The sequence below is a fragment of the Simiaoa sunii genome (genome assembly GCF_014337175.1).
Lineage (GTDB): Bacteria > Bacillota > Clostridia > Lachnospirales > Lachnospiraceae > Acetatifactor > Acetatifactor intestinalis.
This window is the reverse complement of sequence record NZ_CP060633.1, coordinates 2,546,785-2,567,853: the sequence shown is the minus strand read 5'-3', so window position 1 is coordinate 2,567,853 and position 21,069 is coordinate 2,546,785. Positions and strand designations below refer to the sequence as shown.

The window sequence follows — 21,069 nt, the reverse complement described above, 5'->3', positions numbered from 1 at the left end:
TTTTGGCTGTGGCAGTTTGGCATAGTTTCAAAGTCAACGGTTAGATACCATCATAGAGCAGATGAAAATTGCCGAGGGCGTAACCGAGAAATTAAAGTGTACCCGTCAAATGGAATGGGTGCAGCGTTGCAATAACATTCGCAATCGGGCAGAAGAAATCGTTTTGCATGAGATGATTTATTTATAACGGTATGGTAGAATGATTATCGCAAATTCATATCTATTCAACTCAACGTTGAGACTCCCTTCAACGCTTAGTATGTTCCAAATAAATTCTCTATTTGATATACTGAGGTCAAATATAGTATAAAGGAGATTTGTTTTATGGATCAGAAAAAAATAGGTGCATTTATTGCACAGTGTAGAAAAGAAAAAAGTCTAACACAAATACAGCTTGCCGAACTATTAGATATTACCAATCAGGCGGTTTCTAAATGGGAAAATGGTAGAGGAATGCCCGATGTGTCGCTTTTACAACCTCTATGTGATGCTTTGGGCATTAGTTTGAACGAGCTTTTTTCTGGGGAACATATATCGGCAGAGGAATATAAAGGAAAGGCGGAAGAAAATATTTCCAAACTTTACAAAGAAAAGCAAATTGCCAATCTTAAACCAATAAAATACTTATTCTCTACATGTTCTAATGTAACATTGCTTGTAGCAGTGATTGAATTAGCTGTTGGTTTTATTGGGAATTTTTTTAATCCAACTATATTGAAGGTCATGTTGCTCAATGCCTCTGTGTGGATAATGTTGTTTCTGATTTCAGTGGGTAAGCTGACATACGATAAGAAAAAATTGAAAAACCTGAAGCATTCAGGTTTTTGCATAGACTCTGAAATCAAGGATATAATTCCAGCATCATGGATTACGGTTGGAAATTACATCTGTTGCAGAATTGTATGTGGATTTATTTACGAGGGTAAGGAATACAAAGCAGTAAGTAATTACTATGTTTTGACACCATTTCACCGAAAGGAGGATTTATATGCGAATGTTTTTATCGAGCAAAACAATCCTACCAAATATAGTATAGAACTTTTTCAAGAAAGTAGGTAATTCAGTCAAGAATTTCTCAAAAATCATATAAGCCTATTTAAAGCTGTCGTTGCAGGAAAGTCCCGTGATGACAGCTTTCTTTCTTATCGTTTTTTCCGCTGGCTGATAGGCGTTCCCATTTTCTTTGACTTTTTGAGAATACGAATGAGGGTGTAAAGGAAATCCTTACCCAACTCTCCAAACTTTCATAACAGGGATAGATACTCCATTTGCGGAGGGAGGAACGGCGTTTCTTCGCCGCACCTTCCTCCGCTTTTTCTTTTTGGCGGTATCCTTGTCTTTTGTCTGTCCGTACCGGATAATATGAGTAGAATAGGAAGCGTAGCAAAGGAGTGAAAACAGATGCTGATCTTTGAAAAGGTGCTGGAGATTTTTGCGGACTACCTGGCCGCAGACGAGACCATCGAAGTTTATATCAGCCGTCACGGATGTGTAAGGGTGGAATTTGACCAGGACTTTCACTATTGCACCGGCGAGGTGTGCCATACTCCCAAGGAACTGTTCGACCTCTTAGCCGATGATTACCGGACTTATCTGGAGATTGAACTGACCAAAGGAAAACGGTAAGTGACGGAAGATGATGAGAGAGAAGCGGATGCCTTGTGCAAACGGCATCTGGAGCGTTGGAAGGAGAAACTGGAATGAAGATTTTGAAATGCCTGCTGATGATCGTAACTGCACCGGTCTTTTTGGTGTTGACGCTTTTTGTCTGGCTCTGCACGGGGCTGATCTACATATCTGGTCTGGTGCTTGGTCTACTCAGCACGGTAATTGCGCTACTTGGCGTGGCTGTGCTTATTACCTATTCCCCGCAGAATGGTGCGATTTTGCTGGTTATAGCTTTTTTGATTAGCCCGATGGGATTGCCGCTTGCGGCGATCTGGCTGTTGGGTAAGGTGCAGGATTTGAAATATGCGATCCAGGATTGGATGTATGGGTAAATGATGTGAATATAATCTGGAATGAAAAGAAGCAGGACAATGGGAGATGAGACCCAATGCCCTGCTTCTAGGTTATTTGGAATGAACGGTAGTGTATTTCTGGTTTTTGCTTTTGGGTTTGTCTGGAAACATCATTTCAAGTTTACCAGAAGATAATAAAGGCTTGAGGTAATATTTGCTGAAGTGAGAACGGCTGGAAACATCAATATATGCTTGCATTTCATCTCGACTTTTAGGATCTGCACAAAATTCCAATAGCAAGTTTTGCTTGCTGATCACAGATGTATCATGTGCGGCATCATGTGCTGTATCATGTGCGGCAACATGTACGGAAGCACCGCACATGTTGTAGTTTACATTTTTCAAGATGACTCTGAAATCTGTCGCTGTTGAGGAAAATTCAGGCTTATATGCCGCTGTGTATCCAGGCAGCTTTTCGGTTTCACTGACGATTTTGCGTAGGCCACTTCCACGGCGTTCCATGTACTTCATGCGGTGGAACAGGTCAGCGATCACAGGGTTTCGTCGCATGGAACGGATACTGTAAATATCGTATTCCTGAATTGAGCCGCCGCCAAACATACCGCCCGGAGATGTGATTTCCACCCGATCATCAAACATATCAATATGGATTTCGCTGCCAAGCACAATATAATCTCGATGGATAAGCGCATTGACAAGAGCCTCTGTCACAGCTCGTTCAGCATAATCCGGCTTGTCTACACGATACTGTGCCTTTTTGACAAAACGGACTTTGGAATTATTGCGAATAAATTCACTGCCGCTGTTCAGTAAATAAATCAAATTTCCCTCGTATTCTTTATCGTCCAGCGCATCATCAAAGATAGAGCCTTTTTCCAAGCCATTCCACCGGGTACAGAACATACGGGAGTTATAAACTGTGTGCTGATCAGTCATGAGCTTTCCGGCATTGGTCAAGACCCCATTTTTGTCAGCCAAACCGAAGGAGACATAATCGGATGGCTCAAAGCGGAGACCGGTCCGTTCCAGATAGGTTGCTTCCAGAAGTGTAAAGCTGTAATCCTTTTTTACCGCATCTGTTGTTAAGGTGTCAAAGGACTGATTGGTTCCCTTTAAGATCAGTTCATTCACAATGTAATCCGGTGCAATTACGCTTTCATTTCCAACACGGATGTATGCTTCCATCACTCCGTCTGCCTTGTAATAGTATGGGGTGCTGCGGCCGGGAGAAACATCCAGAGCCAACAGATTTTTACCATCTTCCTGCAATGGCTTTAAGATAAACTGTGGTAATGGTGTGATACGTTCTTTGATTAAGCGGCTGATCGCTTCGGCATCCTTTTGAACATCGGACAAGCCGATAGGCTTCCGGTCATCAGAGACTCCGAAAAACAGAGTGCCGCCGATTCCATTGGAAAAGGCACTGACACTTTTTAACCAGCTTTTTGGCTTTTTTGTTTCGAGAGCAACTTTGAAATCACATTCCGTTGCTTCGGAAATGAGCTGTTCTATCATAAAAATCCCTCCTTTGAGGTTGTAGAATGTTCTTTTTTATTATACCCAGCGGAGAAAGTTATTGCAACGATAGAAGCAAAGAGTTCAGCGAAAACAAAAATATTTATGAGAGGAGGGCCTTCTATTATGGCAACTACAAGAATCATGCCGCTTCATGTCGGCAAAGGCCGCACAGAGAGTCGGGCGATCAGTGACATCATCGACTATGTGGCCAATCCAAAGAAAACAGATAACGGCAGGCTCATTACCGGCTATGCGTGTGACAGCCGGACTGCGGATGCGGAGTTCCTTCTGGCAAAGCGGCAGTACATTGCCGCTACCGGACGAGTGCGCGGTGCGGATGATGTGATTGCCTATCATGTGCGCCAGTCCTTCCACCCTGGTGAGATTACCCCGGAAGAAGCAAACAGGCTAGGCGTAGAATTTGCCAAGCGTTTTACCAAGGGCAATCATGCCTTTGTGGTCTGTACTCACATAGACAAGTCGCACATTCACAATCACATTATCTGGTCATCGGTCAGCTTAGAATATGACCGGAAGTTCCGAAACTTTTGGGGCAGCACCAAGGCGGTTCGTCGGCTAAGTGACACCATCTGTATTGAGAATGGACTGTCCATTGTAGAGAATCCGAACCCTCACGGAAAGAGCTATAACAAATGGCTGGGCGATCAGGCAAAGCCCTCTCACCGAGAGCTGCTGCGAGTAATGATTGACCGTGCGCTGGAGCAGAATCCAGCGGACTTTGATGCGCTGCTGAAACTGCTTTCCGAAATGGGCTGCGTGGTATCCCGGCGCGGGAAAGCGATCCGGCTCAAAGCACCCGGCTGGAAGAATGTAGCCCGCATGGATGACAAGCTGGGGGCCGGGTACAGTGAAGCGGAAATTCGTGCGGTGCTGGCCGGAGAAAAACAGCATACGCCCCGTAAAAAAACCGTCGTGCAGCCGGAGCCGCCGAAGGTCAATCTACTGGTGGACATTCAGGCAAAATTGCAGGCCGGAAAGGGTACTGGCTATGCTCGATGGGCCAAAGTTTTCAATCTGAAGCAAATGGCGCAGACCATGAATTACCTGTCAGAGCATAACCTGCTGGAGTATGCGGTTTTGGAAGAAAAGGCTACGGCTGCCACAGCACATCACAATGATCTTTCGGCGCAGATCAAAGCGGCTGAAAAGCGCATGGCAGAGATCGCTGTTCTGCGTACTCACATCGTAAATTATGCCAAGACCCGTGAGGTCTATGTGGCATACCGCAAGGCGGGTTACTCTAAGAAATTCAGGGGGGAACATGAGGAAGAAATTCTGCTCCACCAGGCTGCTAAGAATGCCTTTGATGAGATGGGCGTCAAGAAGCTGCCCAAGGTCAAAGAGTCGCAGACAGAGTACGCGAAATTGTTGGAAGAAAAGAAAAAGACCTATGCCGAGCATCGGCATTCCCGTGAGGAAATGCGAGAACTTTTAACGGCAAAGCCCAATGTGGATCGAGTGCTGAAAATGGAGGTAGAACAGGATGTTGAAAAAGAAAAAGACCACGGTCAGCGGTAAGCTGGTCCTGGTCAAAAGCGTTCGCAGGCACTGGACATCCGGGGGATGTCCGTTTAGTGCCGACCGGAGTGGAACGGAGACCGCGCAGCCACAGAATGAAATTCTGTGTTCAAAGGGGCTTGCTTGCCTCTTTTCATTTCAAATTTCTCGGACAAATATGTTAGTTCTTTCACCGTTTCCTGGGTGTGATGCAGCAGGGTGTCACGCATTTCTGGCGGACAGCTGGAATAAAGCATTTTCATCTGATTGACACCCTCATCCTCCAGAGAAACATCTGGATTTATAAGCGTATCTAAAGAGATGTGCAGGACCTTTGCCAATGCTCTTAAAATCAAATAGGAAGGATTCATTTTCCCTTTTTCGATATTGGCGATTTGCTTTACAGAAACATGGCTCAGATCAGAAAGTTCCTGTTGTGTCAGTTCTTTATTCTTTCGGGCTTCTCGCATTTTTTGCCCTAAAGCAGTTAAATCATCAATCGGCATAATCGTTCATCTCAATAATATTGTATCGTTCTGGTTTATATGATGGAATGACCTTATTATGCCTGACAAGCTGTACGATTATGGCGATTATATAAAGCTGCGATTGGTGATAAACTTGTATTGTTCGAGACAAAGAACTATAATGTACTCTGTGGAGGTGCATAATGGATTATATGACACTAAAAGAGGCCGCCGAAAAATGGGGCGTGACACCTCGTAGAGTAAATTACTATTGCGCTGCTGGGCGTATCCCTGGCGCTGTAAAGATGGCTGGTGTTTGGCTGATCCCAAAGAACGCAGAAAAGCCGATTGACGGAAGGACAAAACAAGGGAAGGAATTAAAACATGAATAGAATATTGCTATTGGAGGATGATGTCAGTTTAATAGATGGCTTGGTCTACTTTTTGAAAAAGAATGAATTTGATGTTGAAGTTGCCCGTACTGTATGTGAGGCAAAACAATACTTGTCCGAACTCGACAGATACGATCTATTGATTTTGGATGTCACCCTACCAGATGGAACAGGATTTGACATATGCGAAAAAGTAAGAAAAGAAAATCAGCAGATACCTATTATATTCCTGACTGCATCGGATGAAGAAGTCAGCATAATTCGTGGATTAGATAGCGGTGGGGACGATTATATCACCAAGCCTTTCAAACTGGGGGAATTGTGTTCCCGCATCCGGGCGCTGTTGCGTCGGGCCGGAGTTTCCAAAAGCGAAAAAAACACTTCTATGGAATGTGGCGACATTACCATTGATCTGTTGGGTAGCCGTGCAACCTTAAAGGGAAAAGCATTGGATTTGACAAGCGCCGAATATCGTTTGCTTTGTCTGCTGGTAAGAAACGCAAATCGCGTTGTGACAAGGGACATCATTCTAAATGAGCTGTGGGATGATACAGGAAATTTTGTTGATGATAATACCCTGTCCGTCTATGTACGGCGGCTTCGTGAAAAAGTGGAAACCAATCCGTCCCATCCAGAACACCTTATAACCATTCGTGGGTTCGGCTACCAATGGAAAGAGGTGTCTATATGAGTTTGTACCAAGATAGACAGATTAAAGGGTTCCTGCTATTTTTGACTTTGTTTGCTCTGCTGTTTGTAGGTACAGCAACCGTTTTGACTATTTATCAGGTGAACGATGCGGAAGTCCTATGGCTCAAACATGATGAAGCGGTTTCATCCTCACTTTTGGAACAGGGTGTTCCGAAAGAAGTGGTTGCAGTTGCCTTTACGAACACAGACATCAGTGACGATGGTAGGTCATTATTAGCGGCTGCGGGTTTGGGAAAACAGTCAGAAAGCAGTATGCGGCCTTATTTCAATCAATTTCAGCGTTCCGCTTTCTGCACCATGCTATGCACTGTGCTATTTTTTCTCTTTGTGCTTGCCATAGGAATATTTATTTTTTTCTGGAAAAGGAAGCGATTGTATCAACAGGCCGACAAAATATTGCTAAATTACATCAACGGGGATTACTCTTGTCATTTACCGCAGAATTATGAGGGGGCTATCTACCAAGTGTTTTCTTCGATAGAACAGCTTGCAACTATGCTCCAATCCAAAAATGAAACAGAACGTAAAGCAAAAGAGTTTTTGAAAGACACCATATCCGATATATCTCACCAGCTCAAAACGCCTCTGGCAGCCCTCACTATGTATCAGGAGATCATTGAAAGTGAGCCAGAAAATGCAGAAACGGTCAAACAGTTTGCGGCGAAGATGGGTATTTCTCTAAAGCGTATGGAGCAGTTAATCTTATCCATGTTGAAGATAACCCGACTGGATACGGGAAACATCATTTTTGAGAAAAAAAGTTGCCGTGTGTCCGAGCTGATAGCTCATTCAGTCAATGACCTAACCACAAGGGCTAAAAGCGAAAGCAAGCAGATTCAGATAGATGGCGATGGTGAACAGCAGCTTATTTGTGACATGGAATGGACAGGTGAAGCGATTGGAAACATTGTAAAAAATGCACTGGATCACACGCAAGCTGGCGGTATTGTCCGTATTACATGGGAGCGCACTCCTGCTATGTTTCGGATTTTTATTTCTGATAATGGTAACGGCATAGTCCCGGAAGATATTTACCATATCTTTAAACGCTTTTATCGCAGCAAACATTCCCTTGATACACAAGGAATCGGGCTGGGGCTTCCCCTTGCCAAGTCCATTATTGAGGGTCAAAACGGTGTTATCTCCGTACAAAGTGAAGTCGGAAAAGGTACGCTGTTTACACTATCTTTCCTTACGGATCTGTAAGGTCAAATTCACCTGCTTGTAAGCTGTTTTTGCTATCCTTTTGAGAAAGGAGGTACTGATGACTATGGAAATATTGAAAGTACAAGATTTATGTAAAACTTATGGCAAGGGTGAGGCGAAAGTCGAAGCGTTGAAGAAGGTTTCCTTCTCCCTGGATAAAGGCGAATTTGCTGCCGTTGTGGGTGAATCCGGTTCTGGCAAAAGCACATTACTGAACTGTATTGGAGCTTTGGATACCCCTACTTCCGGCCACATTTGGATTGATGAACAAGACCTGTTTTCCATGAAAGAGGAACAGCGCACGATTTTCCGCCGTCGTAATATCGGCTTTATCTTCCAATCCTTTCAGTTGGTTTCCGAGCTGAATGTGGAGCAGAATATCATGTTTCCGCTTCTTTTGGACTATCGCAAACCAGACCCGGCAGCAGTAGAAGAAATTTTGGAACTCTTGGGACTTACCGAGCGTCGACATCACCTGCCGAGCCAACTATCCGGCGGACAGCAGCAGCGTGTTGCCATTGGCCGGGCGTTAATCACAAAGCCCAAACTGATTCTGGCAGATGAACCTACTGGCAATCTGGACAGCAAGAATAGTCAGGATGTTATCGCCCTGCTTACGCAGGCGTCCCGTCGCTATCAGCAAACAATCCTGATGATTACCCACAATAAGGATTTGACTGCATCCGTTGATCGGGTGTTCCGGGTATCAGATGGCGTTTTGACGGATTTGGGAGGAAAAACAAATGAAGCATTATCTTGACCTTGTTCCCATATCCGCAAAAATTCACAAGAAGCAAAGCAGAATGTCTATTTTCTGCATTGTGCTGGCGGTATTTCTGGTTACAACTATTTTTGGAATGGCAGATATGTTCATCCGCAGCCAGATTTTGCAGGCACAGCAGGAGTCTGGGAATTGGCATATTGCCATTAAGAATATCAGCAATGAAGAAGCAGCAATTATTGCTTCACGCCCTGATATTGAAGTATTTTCACCGTATGGCGTACTCAATTATCGTGGAGATTTAGGCTACACTTTGGGTGGAAAAGATGTAGCGATATGCGGTTGTGATGAAAGCTATATAACTGAAATCTGGACTGACCAACTTGAAGAAGGTGTTTTTCCACAGACAAGTAATGAAGCGTTGGTGACTGAAAATGCAAAGCAGATAATGGGTGTTGCGATTGGTGATTCCATTGCCGTAGAAACTCCTGATGGCGATAAACTGAATTTTACCATATCAGGATTTATGAATAATACTGCCTCGATCATGAGTGGCGACTCCTACGGCATCATTTTGAACACAGAGGATTACTGCGCGATTTATCCGAATGTATCAGACGGGGAGCCGAATGATTACGGCATTATGTTTTTTACTCAATTTGCAAACACAAGAAATATACAATGGAAAATTGCAGATTTGAAAGAACAATGCAATTTATCGAATGAACAAATATCTTCCAACAATAATCTGCTTGGCTTGCTTGGACAAAGCCGCGTCCCCTTTTTGTTACAAGTGTACTTGGCTGCGGCTGTATTGTTTGTATTGGTAATGTTAGCTGGCATTATGATGATTGCAAGCAGCCTAAATAGCAATGTGGCTCAGCGGACAGAGTTTTTCGGTCTTATGCGCTGTATCGGTGCAACGCCAAAACAGGTTATGCGCCTGGTACGGAAAGAGGCGCTTAGTTGGTGTCGTTTGGCGATCCCTGTGGGTATTTCCATCGGTGTAGTTGTCATTTGGGTCTTGTGTGCAGTTTTACGCTTCCTTGGCCCAGAATATTTCGAGGCTATGCCAACATTCGGTTTGAGCATTCCGAGCATTTTGGCAGGAATCGTTGTGGGATTACTTACGGTTTTGTTAGCTGCTTATTCCCCGGCCCAAAAGGCGGCAAAGGTATCTCCTCTGGCAGCGGTTTCCGGTAACGCAAATACTTTGAAACCCGCCAGAAATGCCGCCAATACAAAGCTATTTAAGATTGATACTGCACTTGGGATTCATCATGCAAAAGCAAGCCGAAAAAACTTACTTTTGATGACAAGCTCATTTGCTCTTAGTATTATCCTTTTTTTATCGTTTTCCGTAACGGTCGAGTTTATGCAGCATACATTAACGCCGCTTCATCCATGGACAGCAGATTTATCTATCATAAGCCCTGATAATTCTTGCGCCATTGACAAAACATTTTTAGAAGATTTGAAAGAAAATTCTATTGTGGATTTAGCGTATGGAAGAATGTTTGCCTACGAGGTTCCATCTGTAACAAATGGTATTGAAAAAAAGGTGGATTTGATCTCTTATGAGCAGCATCAATTTGATTGGGCGAAAGACTATTTGTTAGAAGGTTCTCTTGAATCTGCACAAAACGATGTGGGAACTGGTTTAATTGTTTATGAGCAACAGAATACTATACAAATTGGTGATACTGTAACACTGAATATAAGCGGGCAAAAAAAAGAAATTCAAATCGTGGGAACACTATCTGACTGTCCATTTTATAGTGCTGCAGGTGTTGGAACAATTATCTGTTCAGAGGATACATTTAAGCAAATTACTAGTGAATCAAAGTACACGATTATTGATGTGCAGTTAACCAAAGAAGCAACCGATGAAGATGTTTATGCTATCCATCAAATGGTGGATTCCACATTTACTTTCTCCGATGAACGTATGGGAAACAGCAGTACAATGGGAACATATTATTGTTTCTGGCTGTTCGTTTATGGATTTCTCGTTTTGATTGCATTGATTACAGTTTTTAACATAATAAACAGTATTGCTATGAGCGTCTCCTCAAGATCAAAGCAATATGGTTCTTTCCGCGCTATTGGGCTTAGTACAGGACAGCTTAGGAAAATGATAGTTGCAGAAGCCTTTACTTATACCATAATCGGCGGTATAGTTGGCACCATTTTGGGACTGTTAAGCAACAAGGTATTGTTCGAAATGTTGATCAGTTATAAATGGGGTGATACTTGGACAATTCCTTTGAAAGAATTGGGTATTATTCTTCTGATTGTTGTACTATCTGCGATTGTGGCGGTGTACGGTCCGATTAAGAGAATACACAATATGTCCATTGTTGACACAATCAGCGCACAGTGATTCTACTTTTGAAGTGGGTGGATTTAGAAGCCACCCGCTTTTGTCTTACAAATTCGTAAGCTGAAATTCACCTGTTTGTAAGCTGGTTTTTTTATAATTAAGTTGATGAAAGAGAGGAAAAAATGAAAAAAATTCTTTCCACCAGAGTATTGGTGAAGATTGGTGTATTAACAACGATACTGCTAGTTTTGATAATCTGTACTGTATGGGGCAATTCAGCATTGATGGTAAGTACAGTTAATATCTCCAGTGATCGCATACCATCTGCCTTTTCTAATTTTCAGATTGCACAAGTGTCCGACTTGCATAATGCTGAATTTGGAGAAAGCAATACAGAATTGATAGAATTGCTGTCTGAACACGAACCGGATATTATTGTGATAACTGGAGATTTAATCGATGCTGGACATGCAGACATTGAGATTGCGTTTGATTTTGTAAAAAAAGCTGTTCAAATAGCTCCTGTCTACTTTGTAACTGGAAACCACGAAGCTAACTTCTCACATTATGATCAATTCAAAACAGGGCTTGAAGCGTCTGGCGTAACTGTCCTTGAAGATGAAGCAATACAGTTAGTGCATAACAACGAAATGATTACCCTTATCGGGCTTTCTGATCCTGACTTTACGATTAAGGGCGATATGTTTAATGAAGTACCAGCCATGGTCAACACAAAATTGAATAGCCTCATTGATGACGAAAACAGTTACACTATACTGCTATCACATCGGCCAGAGTTATTTGAAACCTATGTATGCTGTGGTGTTGATTTGGTTTTATGTGGTCATGCACACGGAGGGCAGTTTCGATTGCCTTTTATTGGGGGGCTTGTTGCCCCCAATCAAGGGCTGTTTCCTAAATATGATTCCGGTCTTTATACAGACGGAAAGACAAATATGGTTGTTAGCCGCGGCCTTGGAAATAGTATTATTCCATTCCGATTTAATAATCGTCCAGAGGTTGTATTAGTAGAACTTAACACCGAATAACGATACTTCAATCGAATATTGAAATGATCTGCCGCACGACGGCAAAAGAAAAAAAGCCGTCGTAGAGCAGACAATTTGACACGCCCATTTGAAACGGCGGCTTTGATTTTCAGAGCCGCCGTTTCTTTGCGTCTACACAAACCAATGACGACTTGCAGGGACACGGTAGCCGATTGGAGGGTGATTTACCGTGTCCCGTTTACTTTTTCAAAGCTCACAACTTGTTGCGTCATACCTACATCACGAATCTGCTCTATGCGGGCGTTGACCCTAAGACAGTTCAGTACCTGGCAGGGCATGAGAACATAGAATACTATACCATTGCAAATCAGAAGCAAGCACGGTATAATATAGACAAAAAGACAAAGGCCACCGCAACGGTGCAAAAAATAGATTTTGGCTGTTCCCACAAGGAGCAGATTGAGAATCGTTATCCTCAGTGGCTGAAAACGCAGATGTGTGATGCTTGCAGCAAGCTATTTGTATAAGCCGAAAGGCCGCAGAAATGCGGCTTTTCCTAAATGCATGAGTTAGCAAAACCTAACTTGTCAATGCACACGTGCTGGTTAGATAAAACTAACTATAAAAAGAGAGACAGCAATGCGAGAACACAAGAATTTCTGGGACAGAAATGCAGGTCTGTATGACTGCTTTATGCGAAAAGACAGGGCAGCATACGAAAAAATATATGAGCTGATCCGTCCGGTCGTGAAAGACAAAACAGTGCTGGAGCTGGCTACAGGAACGGGACTGATCGCCAAGCATATCGTAAAAGTAGCGGCATGCATTGAGGCGACGGACGCCTCTCCAAAAATGATTGCAGAAGCCAAGCGGGGAAATTGCTCTGCGAAGCTGCATTTTTCCGTGCAGGATATGTTTTCTTTGCCATACGCAGGCAATTCATTTGATGTGGTGATCGTATCCAACGCATTGCACATCGTGTCGCAGCCAGAGAAATCACTGCGAGAGATCAAACGGGTGCTGAAGGACGATGGTGTGTTGATCGCGCCAACCTTTACGCACGCGGAAAATTCACTTAGAGGAAGGATCAAAGCCTATTTTATGAGATTGGTAGGATTCCCTCTGCATAGCAGGTGGACGAGTGAGGAGTATCTGAGTTTTCTGCGGCAGAACGGGTGGAGGGTGCGAAAAAGTGCTGTGCTGAAAGCGTCCTTCCCACTGACCTATGCAGAATGTGTGAAATCGGAGGTGTGATATGTCATTCTTTGAAAACACCCGAAAGCCCGTAGGACTTGGCGGGAAGATCATGGTTGCCATGATGAACTTCGGACACAGCGCAATGGCAGCGTGGGGACTTCCATTTTTGCAGCCTGCCCCGGATGCCATGGTACTGGACTGCGGCTGCGGCGGTGGAGCGAACATTAAAACGCTGTTGAAACTGTGTCCCAAAGGCAGGGTGCAGGGCATCGACTACTCAGCCGTCAGCGTGGAAAAAGCGCGAAAAGTCAATGCCAGAGCCATTGCGGCAGGACGGTGCAACGTGCAACAGGCAAGCGTGACAGAGCTGCCGTTTGAAGCGGAGCAGTTCGATGTGGCGACCGCCTTTGAAACGGTCTACTTCTGGCCGGAGCTTGCACAGAATTTCAGAGAGGTCTATCGGGTGCTGAAGCCCGGCGGGATCTTTTTCATCTGCAATGAAGCAAACGGCGAAACAGCAAAAGATGACAAATGGACACAAATTATCAATGGTATGACCATCTACACGGACACTGCACTGAAAGCATATCTGGAGCAAGCAGGATTTTGTAAGATCCAGAGCCACAAAAACAAAAAGGGGTGGCTGTGCGTTACAGCGCGGAAATGAGAGGAAAAAAAGCCATGAGCATTTTTGCATCCATCCTGCGGGCAGTGTATAGACTCTCCGGAGTGAAAAAGTCTTTCACACTGCCAGAGAACGAACTGCGAAAGGAAATTGAAAAGCAGAACCGACATCGCGGCGTTTTTACGCCGACCGACCACAAGGCATATTATGAGATGGATGTTGCACCTTACGAAAACAGCAAGCCCATCTATTATGAATTTACGGCGTGTCCGGCGGTGGAATTTGCCAAGCGGTTCGGATTTGCGGACATTACGCCCGCCCTGTGCAATGTGGACTATGCGTCCATGGAACTGCTCCATGCAAAGCTCGTGCGGACGACCACCTGCGTGGACGGCTGCCGATGCGACTATACCATCTGCGGCGATAAGGATCCATACGTAAAGGAACATCCCGAATACCGGGATGAAAACGGATACAGGAGGAATAAGTAATGCTTTTACAGGTGATTCTGGAAGGTCTTGGGTTGGGGGCTTTGCTGGCTCTTGTCTGTGCTGTGGGCATCCGCAAGGGGGCTGTTGGGATGGTGCATCTCTACAGCCCGGCAGTGCAGCAGCGGTGCGTGAAGCTGGGACTTACGACACACGAGAAAATCAAGCGCAATTCTCAACTTTTCAAAGCTGTTTGTATTCCCGGCTATATTGGTTATGTGCTGGTCTGTGTCTATGGGATAAACGGTGCGAAAGGCTTTGCGGCGGGCTTCTGGCAGCTGCTTGTCATCTTGTCCGTTATGAATCTCATTGACCGCTTTTTGATCGATGGCTACTGGGTGGGGCACACGAATGCATGGACGATTCCCGGAACAGAAGATCTGAAGCCCTACATTACTGCAAAAGACAAGCAGAAAAAGTGGCTTTTCGGCACGATGGGTATGGCAGGTATAGCAGCGGTGCTGGCGGTCCTTATGACGGCTTTTATTCACTGAGGAAAGGAGAGACAATGAAGTTTAAGACATTGGGAAATCGGAATGCTCCCGCTGTTTTGTTTTTTCATGCAATGGGCGGTGACGGCATGATGAAAATGCAGATCGTGAAGATCGGATTTGGAGGCAAGCAATGAAAATGAGCAAAGAAAAACGAGCACTCATCGCAGGTATGATTGGATGCCTTTTATATGTGATCGGCGACTTTTTATTTGCGGCGACCGGGAAAAGCCAAAGCACAGAATCCATTGGGCTGATGGTCAAGGTCGCCTATCTTGATATGGCAACATGGCGCATGGTGGTCAGCATCATCTGCGGTGTTCTCGGAACGGCACTTTATTACATCGGTTTTCACCAGATGTGGAAGCTTTTGAAGCAACGCCTCACCCAACCGAAGCAGCAGAAATGGGTCAAGCTGTTTCAAATCGCCTATCTCACCGGCACGGTCTGCTGGGGCTATGTTCATGCTATGTTCATGAATGTGGCGCTGATCTTCAAGTTTACCTTTGAGAAATACGGCGATATGCAGGCGGCAGCTGAAATTGCCAACAAGGTGTTTTACTGCAACGCCGCGCCGCTGCTGGCAGCATATATCCTGTGTGATGTACTTCTTTCCGTCGTGATGCTCGTTATGATCTGGAAAAGGATGCTCCCGCTGAAAAACACAGCACAGCGGATGTTGGCATCCTTCTGCAACCCCATCGTTTTTATGGGGATTGTGGGAAATCTCTTCACGCTTCTGCCGTGGCCGCTGGATCAGATCGATCACGGCACGGAATCCGCCGGACACCTGCTGGTTTTGGTATTGGGGCTGGTGTTGCTGCGGGAGAAGGCAAAATGCGGAGAATGTAAGGAGGCAGTGCAATGAAATACATGGGTATGCCAATGGGAATGTGGGTGTTGTTTGCAGGCTCATTCCAAAAGCAGTTGACGGCGGTGTTCGGCTATGATGCCGATGCGGCACAAGCGATCACGAAAAAAGCAAAGCCGAAGTACAAAGCAATCATTGCAGACCTGCCGGAGTTTGAAAAAGCGGACCGCTTCAAGATGAACATCGTCAACTGCGCAATGCTCGGCGCGTTCATTCTCTCCATGCCGCAGCGCCCGGCGGTAGACTGCCTGACGGATTACTACGCAAAGGCGATGATGACAGCGCCCATGCAGTGGTTCTGCCGTAAGAGCGGAAAAAGCAAGTTCACCGCAAAGGATATCGCTGCCATGAAAGCCACTGCCGCTCTGAAAGCCGCCGACCGCAACCCCTATTCGTGGAACATGGAGTTTTACGAATATCCGGATGGCAGCGGCTACGAGGGACGCTTTACCAAGTGCGGCATCTGTGTGCTGATGAAGGAGCTGGGGCTGTACGACCTGACCCCTGCTTTGTGCCGTCTGGACTACACCATGAGCGAAGCGGGCGGCGTGACAAATTTTGTGCGGCAGTACACCCTTGCCTCCGGCGGGCCCTACTGCGACTGCGGATACAAAAAGAAAGGGTAACGGACGATGAAGAGGAAGGAAACCTATCTTTCCCGTGATTTCCGGGAAACTGCGGCACTGCGCTTTACCGCCTTGTTCCCGGCGTTTTCGTCAAGTCCACCAGGAGCGTTTTCGGCCCGGCGGCGGGCTTTGCCCCAAAAGAACTGCAGACCGGTAACGGCGTCTGGCGTGTGGATATGATGAAGTGTCCCTATCACGACACCTGCACAGAATATGGCTGCCCGGAGCTGTGTCGCTGCTTTTGCGACAGTGATGACATCAGCTATACTGGGCTGCATCCGAAGCTGATCTGGGAGAGAAGCATGACGCTGGGGCGTGGAAATGACCGCTGTGATTTCTGCATGAAGGTCAGATAATAGTGGGCGGCATATTGGTATGCCGCAAAAGCAGTATCGGACGAACTTTCCGATACAGCCCGATGCAAAGGTCGCCTGCTGGTACGGAGAAAAAAAAGGGCATATGAAAGTTGATGATGGAATATCCGGTGCAGTGTGGGTGTAATGCTCATGTTGCATCGGGCTTTTTTTGCGTAAAAATAATATTTGATAATGTTGATTTTCAACTGTTCTTAACTCAAATATTGTATCTTAACTCAAAAAGAGTTAAGATTGGAGGCGAACAGGAACTATCTACAAGTCAAGCCGCGAAGAACTTGGAACTGACACCTACTTCTATATCAAGGGCATCGAAACAGCTTGAAGAAATGGGATTGCTGCATATAAAGAAAGAAGGTGTGCCGCAGTTTTATCGGTTTAGTCACCCAATTACAAATCAGTATCCTGCGATGATTGAACTTTTCACGCGAAAGCTGGATGCCATCCAACTTCCAGAAGATGCAGATGAACAAGTTGAAGAAGCCATGGAAGAATGCTGAAGGAACTGTGGAGGAATAGGATCATGTCAAAAGATGAGTATTTGATTACCGATGCACCGCTGAAAGCGCTGACGGTTTTTGCAATGCCGATGATTCTCGGCAGCTTTTTTCAGCAGGTATACAATATGGCTGACTCCATTATCGTCGGTCAGTTTGTGGGTTCCTCTGCACTGGCAGCGGTTGGTGCCTGTGCAGCCCTGACGAATGTTTTCATTTGTGTGGCACTGGGTGCCGGTGTCGGTGCCGGTGTGCTTGTGAGTCGCTATTTCGGCGCCAAAGAGTATGGCAAAATGAAAACCATTGTGTCTACGTCGCTGATCAGCTTTTTACTTCTGAGTATCCTCCTTGGTATCTTTGGCTTTTGCTTTTCCCATGCGATGATGAGCACTTTACAGACCCCTGCCGATATTCTGGAGGAAGCGGTACTGTACTTGCGGGTCTATTTTGTGGGCTTTCCTTTTTTGTTCATGTACAATATTCTCTCCACCATGTTCACTTCCATCGGCGAATCGAAAATTCCGTTGGGGCTACTGATCTTTTCATCCATTCTGAATATTGTGATGGATCTTTGGATGGTAGCCGGTCTGGGGCTTGGTGTATTCGGTGCGGCACTTGCAACCCTGATTGCCCAGGGAATTTCCGCTGTTTTTTCACTTTTGATCTTTTTTAACCGGATGCGGCGATACCAAAGTCCGTTTCAGCGATTTGACGGGCGCGGGCTGCGCTCGATGCTTCGGATCGCAGTGCCCTCGGTTTTGCAGCAGTCTACCGTGTCTATCGGTATGATGATCGTACAGGCAGTGGTAAATCCTTTCGGCACACAGGCTCTTGCAGGATATGCGGCGACGATGCGGGTGGAGAATGTTTTTTCCCTGATCTTCGTATCCATCGGTAATGCAGTTTCGCCGTATGTTTCCCAAAACCTTGGGGCAGGCAAAACCGAGCGTATCAAAAAAGGTTATCATGCGGCATTGGTGTTGGACGTGTGTTTTGCGGCGCTTGCCTTCCTTGTCATTGAAACACTGCACACGCAGATTTCCTCGCTATTTCTTGGAAAAGACGGAACAGCGCTGGCTTATCAGGTGTCCGAAGATTATATGAGATGGCTTGGATACTTCTTTATCTTTATGGGAATTAAAATGGCAACCGATGGAGTTCTTCGCGGACTCGGCATCATGCGACCGTTCCTCATTGCCAATATGGTAAACCTTGCGATCCGCTTGTCTGTGGCTTTGATCTGTGCACCGCGTTTTGGCATTGCGTTTGTTTGGCTTGCCGTGCCGGCCGGCTGGCTTGCCAACTTCCTGGTTTCCTATGCGGCACTCAGAAAATCCTGGCCGGGCGAGAAAGTGGAGTCATCTCGAATATTTTCATAATCCTTGAAATTGTCCTTGAAATATGTCATCATTAGTTCATGAGATGCAAAACCATAAAAGGGTTAGAAAGAGCAGGTATCCTATATGAAAAAAAAGATCATTGTTGCAGTAGTGGTAGTTGTTGTGATTTTGGCGGCGATCGCGATTATCTCTGTCCTGGCACAGACACCGGCGCTGATCTGACCGGAAAGAAAGCAGGACAATGCTTATGAAACTGATATACGGTACCGGCAATCCGGCAAAGGCAGCTGCCATGCAGAACCGCATAGCCGGGCTTGGCATCGAACTGATCAGTCTGCAGGATCTGCGGGCACAGGGGGTGGAGATCCCTAATGTCCCGGAGACCGGCAATACGCCTCTGGAGAATGCCAGGCAGAAAGCGCATGCTTATTATGAAGCTTTTCGTATGCCTGTATTTTCCTGTGATTCCGGGTTGTATTTTGAAGATGTCCCGGAGGCGGTCCAGCCCGGGGTACATGTGCGTACGGTGAACGGTGTGTATCTGACGGATGAGCAGATGCTGGAGCATTATATCGGACTGGTAAAACGCTATGGAAGGCTTACGGCAAAATACCGCAATGCCATCTGCTATGTGCAGGATGAGGAACATGTATATGAGGCGATGGAGCCTGACATGGAAAGTGAGAAATTCTGGCTGACGGATGTACCCCACAGCAGCATCCGCAGAGAGGGGTTTCCGCTGGACAGCATTTCCCTGGATCCCGGAACCGGGAAATATTTCTATGATCTGCCGGAGACGGCGGTGGATCAGGTGGCGGTAGAGGAAGGTTTTCTTACCTTTTTCCGGAGGATCTTACAAGAGGGAACGGTGAATATAAGCGGCAGCAGACAGTGAAATAACAAGTGCGCAGAGCGCCCCAACGGCGCCCGGATAGGAGAATATATGGCAGTTGAGAGTGTAACGGAAGCAGCAATGAACTGGGGAACTGTAAGCGGTGCAAGTATGGTGGGGATGGTGATATCTCTGCTGTTATCCGTGGGGTTACCCATATTTTTAGGTGTCTTTATCTATAAGAAGACAAGAGCGTGGGTGCCGGCATTTTTCATCGGCTGTGGAATTTTCGTGGGCTTTGCCATGATCTTAGAGCAGATCTGTCATGCCATCATGCTGACGGTGACCGGAAGCGTGATCCGGGACAATCTCTGGCTGTATGCGATTTACGGTGGGCTTGCAGCAGCACTTTTTGAGGAGTGTGGCCGGTGGATCGCCATGAAATTCTTCCTGAAAAAACATCTTACCAGAGAAAATGCATTGATGTACGGAGCAGGACATGGCGGCATTGAAGCTTTTCTGATCCTTGGTATGTCTTCTATGAGCAATCTCCTAACCGCAGCCATGATCAACGGTGGACTGATGGAGAAGACTATGACGGCATTGGAGCCCGCACAGCAGGAGGTAACCTACCATCAGCTCTCTGTTCTCTGGACCACGCCGGCTTACCAGTTCTATCTCGCACCGGTAGAGCGGATCAGTGCGATCGCTCTGCAGATCGCGTTGTCGATTCTTGTATACAGTGCGGTGAAGACAGGCAGAAAGCTGCAGCTGGCAGCAGCCTTTGGACTTCATTTCGCAGTGGACTTTCTGACTGTGGTGTGTGCCTCTACGATTCCTACATGGGCATTGGAGCTGGGATTGCTGCTGGTAGTTACAGTAATCTGTGTAGCGGTATACAAGCTGGTCTATCTGTCGCTAGCAGAGAAAAAAGTCTGACGGAGACAGAAGCCTGCAGATAAGAAGGAATGGATTAAAAAAAGGCGAACGTGTCATGAGTCATAAAATATGATATAAAAGATATGAGGCAACGAACAATGAAGATCAACAGAGAAAAAGCACTGGCAGCATTTCAGGAATACACGGACCGTTATGACAGCAGCCGGGACATGATCCGTCTGAAAATAGAACACACCTACCGGGTCTGCGGATTGTGCCAACAGATCGCCAGATCCCTTGAACTTCCGGAGGAAGAGGTGGATATTGCGTGGCTGACCGGACTACTCCATGATGTGGGACGGTTTGAGCAGCAGCGGGTATATGGAACCTTTACTGATGCGGATTCCATCGATCATGCGAAATACGGAGCAAGGATTTTATTTGGTAAGGTCTGGGAAGAGAAACACGGACTTGTTTCCGGAAGTGAAGAATGCCTGCCCGAGGAAATTCAGGCAGACGCCGGGATCAGCATCCGGGATTTCGTGGAAGATGCTTCCTGCGATGAGCTTCTGTGGACGGCGGTGTTTTATCACAGCGCCTACCGGATTCCGGAAGAACTGGACGAACGTACAGCAATGTTCTGCCATATCTTACGGGATGCGGATAAGATTGATATTTTGAAGGTCAATGTGGAATTCCCTCTGGAAGAAATCTACAATGTGGACACCGAGGTATTATATCAGGAGGAAGTGACGCCGGAAGTGTTGCAGAGCTTTGATGAGGAGCACGCTGTACTGCGTTCCCTGAAGAAAACAGCGGTGGATAATGTGGTGGGACATATTTCACTGGTGTACGAGCTGGTCTATCCAGAGAGCTGCCGTATTGTGAAGAGACAGGGGTATCTGGATCGGTTGATGAATTTTGAGTCGAAAAATTCTCATACGAGAAAACAGTTCGAGCATATCAGAGAACATATGAGAGAATATCTTGCCGGAAAATAA

General features: G+C 45.9%; 23 protein-coding genes and 3 pseudogenes. 24 read left to right on the top strand and 2 right to left on the bottom strand.

The window, feature by feature from the left end:
- Positions 1 to 34: 34 nt before the first annotated feature.
- The 4 genes and pseudogenes from H9Q77_RS11775 to H9Q77_RS11760 all read left to right on the top strand — a co-directional run.
- A pseudogene (locus H9Q77_RS11775) lies at positions 35 to 187 on the top strand (TnpV protein); the annotation flags it as partial.
- 137 nt (positions 188 to 324) lie between these two features.
- Positions 325 to 1,059 (top strand): helix-turn-helix domain-containing protein, encoded by a 735-nt coding sequence (locus H9Q77_RS11770; RefSeq protein WP_117465481.1) that lies wholly within the window; start codon positions 325 to 327, stop codon positions 1,057 to 1,059.
- A 342-nt stretch (positions 1,060 to 1,401) separates the two neighbouring features.
- A pseudogene (locus H9Q77_RS11765) lies at positions 1,402 to 1,704 on the top strand (hypothetical protein).
- A complete protein-coding gene (locus tag H9Q77_RS11760) occupies positions 1,701 to 2,000 on the top strand; it encodes a CD1845 family protein (protein WP_117465483.1) in 300 nt (99 codons plus the stop codon). Before H9Q77_RS11765 ends, H9Q77_RS11760 begins: the two are co-directional and overlap by 4 nt.
- Before the next feature lie 72 nt (positions 2,001 to 2,072).
- Here the strand turns inward: H9Q77_RS11760 and H9Q77_RS11755 are convergent, their stop codons facing one another.
- A complete protein-coding gene (locus H9Q77_RS11755; RefSeq protein ID WP_117465484.1) occupies positions 2,073 to 3,497 on the bottom strand; it encodes an ATP-binding protein in 1,425 nt (474 codons plus the stop codon).
- Between the two features lie 126 nt (positions 3,498 to 3,623).
- Here H9Q77_RS11755 and H9Q77_RS11750 point away from each other — a divergent pair, with 126 nt between their 5' ends.
- Positions 3,624 to 5,039 (top strand): relaxase/mobilization nuclease domain-containing protein, encoded by a 1,416-nt coding sequence (locus tag H9Q77_RS11750; protein WP_249325694.1) that lies wholly within the window; start codon positions 3,624 to 3,626, stop codon positions 5,037 to 5,039.
- Between the two features lie 53 nt (positions 5,040 to 5,092).
- On the opposite strand, the gene H9Q77_RS11745 is transcribed toward H9Q77_RS11750, so the two are convergent.
- Positions 5,093 to 5,524 carry a helix-turn-helix domain-containing protein gene (locus tag H9Q77_RS11745; protein WP_249325692.1) on the bottom strand — a complete coding sequence of 144 codons (432 nt, stop codon included), beginning with the start codon at positions 5,522 to 5,524 and terminating at the stop codon, positions 5,093 to 5,095.
- A 164-nt stretch (positions 5,525 to 5,688) separates the two neighbouring features.
- On the opposite strand from H9Q77_RS11745, the gene H9Q77_RS11740 reads away from it, so the two are divergent.
- From H9Q77_RS11740 to H9Q77_RS11650, 19 genes and pseudogenes are all read left to right on the top strand, one after another.
- Positions 5,689 to 5,877 (top strand): helix-turn-helix domain-containing protein, encoded by a 189-nt coding sequence (locus H9Q77_RS11740; RefSeq protein WP_015560012.1) that lies wholly within the window; start codon positions 5,689 to 5,691, stop codon positions 5,875 to 5,877.
- Complete coding sequence (locus H9Q77_RS11735; protein ID WP_249325691.1) at positions 5,870 to 6,568, top strand: response regulator transcription factor; 699 nt, start codon at positions 5,870 to 5,872, stop codon at positions 6,566 to 6,568. Before H9Q77_RS11740 ends, H9Q77_RS11735 begins: the two co-directional genes overlap by 8 nt.
- Complete coding sequence (locus tag H9Q77_RS11730) at positions 6,565 to 7,794, top strand: sensor histidine kinase (protein WP_155175846.1); 1,230 nt, start codon at positions 6,565 to 6,567, stop codon at positions 7,792 to 7,794. Before H9Q77_RS11735 ends, H9Q77_RS11730 begins: the two co-directional genes overlap by 4 nt.
- 64 nt (positions 7,795 to 7,858) lie before the next feature.
- The gene (locus tag H9Q77_RS11725) at positions 7,859 to 8,554 is read left to right on the top strand and encodes an ABC transporter ATP-binding protein (protein WP_041254460.1); all 696 of its coding nucleotides are present in this window, start codon (positions 7,859 to 7,861) and stop codon (positions 8,552 to 8,554) included.
- On the top strand, positions 8,538 to 10,898 hold the full coding sequence (locus tag H9Q77_RS11720) for an ABC transporter permease (protein ID WP_249325689.1): 2,361 nt from the start codon (positions 8,538 to 8,540) through the stop codon (positions 10,896 to 10,898). The genes H9Q77_RS11725 and H9Q77_RS11720 overlap by 17 nt, the downstream gene beginning before the upstream one ends.
- Before the next feature lie 122 nt (positions 10,899 to 11,020).
- Positions 11,021 to 11,887, top strand: a complete 867-nt coding sequence (locus H9Q77_RS11715; protein ID WP_249325687.1) for a metallophosphoesterase — start codon at positions 11,021 to 11,023, stop codon at positions 11,885 to 11,887.
- A gap of 224 nt (positions 11,888 to 12,111) precedes the next feature.
- Positions 12,112 to 12,192, top strand: a pseudogene (locus H9Q77_RS11710) (hypothetical protein); the annotation flags it as partial.
- Positions 12,193 to 12,487: 295 nt separating this feature from the next.
- Positions 12,488 to 13,102 (top strand): class I SAM-dependent methyltransferase, encoded by a 615-nt coding sequence (locus tag H9Q77_RS11705; RefSeq protein WP_249325685.1) that lies wholly within the window; start codon positions 12,488 to 12,490, stop codon positions 13,100 to 13,102.
- Between the two features lies 1 nt (position 13,103).
- The gene (locus H9Q77_RS11700; protein ID WP_249325684.1) at positions 13,104 to 13,712 is read left to right on the top strand and encodes a class I SAM-dependent methyltransferase; all 609 of its coding nucleotides are present in this window, start codon (positions 13,104 to 13,106) and stop codon (positions 13,710 to 13,712) included.
- Between the two features lie 14 nt (positions 13,713 to 13,726).
- Positions 13,727 to 14,161: an L-2-amino-thiazoline-4-carboxylic acid hydrolase gene (locus H9Q77_RS11695; RefSeq protein WP_249325682.1), complete on the top strand. Its 435-nt coding sequence runs from the start codon at positions 13,727 to 13,729 to the stop codon at positions 14,159 to 14,161.
- Positions 14,161 to 14,652: a hypothetical protein gene (locus tag H9Q77_RS11690; RefSeq protein WP_249325681.1), complete on the top strand. Its 492-nt coding sequence runs from the start codon at positions 14,161 to 14,163 to the stop codon at positions 14,650 to 14,652. Before H9Q77_RS11695 ends, H9Q77_RS11690 begins: the two co-directional genes overlap by 1 nt.
- A 130-nt stretch (positions 14,653 to 14,782) precedes the next feature.
- Entirely contained in the window at positions 14,783 to 15,517 is a 735-nt protein-coding gene (locus tag H9Q77_RS11685; RefSeq protein WP_249325680.1) for a DUF6796 family protein, read from the top strand.
- Positions 15,514 to 16,146 carry an L-2-amino-thiazoline-4-carboxylic acid hydrolase gene (locus H9Q77_RS11680; RefSeq protein WP_249325678.1) on the top strand — a complete coding sequence of 211 codons (633 nt, stop codon included), beginning with the start codon at positions 15,514 to 15,516 and terminating at the stop codon, positions 16,144 to 16,146. Before H9Q77_RS11685 ends, H9Q77_RS11680 begins: the two co-directional genes overlap by 4 nt.
- Positions 16,147 to 16,289: 143 nt before the next feature.
- Complete coding sequence (locus H9Q77_RS11675; RefSeq protein ID WP_249327160.1) at positions 16,290 to 16,502, top strand: L-2-amino-thiazoline-4-carboxylic acid hydrolase; 213 nt, start codon at positions 16,290 to 16,292, stop codon at positions 16,500 to 16,502.
- 110 nt (positions 16,503 to 16,612) lie between these two features.
- On the top strand, positions 16,613 to 17,020 hold the full coding sequence (locus tag H9Q77_RS11670; protein ID WP_249325677.1) for a helix-turn-helix domain-containing protein: 408 nt from the start codon (positions 16,613 to 16,615) through the stop codon (positions 17,018 to 17,020).
- Between the two features lie 23 nt (positions 17,021 to 17,043).
- The gene (locus H9Q77_RS11665; protein WP_249325676.1) at positions 17,044 to 18,396 is read left to right on the top strand and encodes an MATE family efflux transporter; all 1,353 of its coding nucleotides are present in this window, start codon (positions 17,044 to 17,046) and stop codon (positions 18,394 to 18,396) included.
- Between the two features lie 208 nt (positions 18,397 to 18,604).
- A complete protein-coding gene (locus tag H9Q77_RS11660; protein ID WP_249325675.1) occupies positions 18,605 to 19,252 on the top strand; it encodes a non-canonical purine NTP pyrophosphatase in 648 nt (215 codons plus the stop codon).
- Positions 19,253 to 19,300: 48 nt separating this feature from the next.
- Positions 19,301 to 20,128, top strand: coding sequence for a YhfC family intramembrane metalloprotease (locus H9Q77_RS11655; protein WP_249325674.1), 828 nt, complete (start codon positions 19,301 to 19,303; stop codon positions 20,126 to 20,128).
- Positions 20,129 to 20,226: 98 nt separating this feature from the next.
- Positions 20,227 to 21,069 carry an HD domain-containing protein gene (locus tag H9Q77_RS11650; RefSeq protein WP_249325672.1) on the top strand — a complete coding sequence of 281 codons (843 nt, stop codon included), beginning with the start codon at positions 20,227 to 20,229 and terminating at the stop codon, positions 21,067 to 21,069.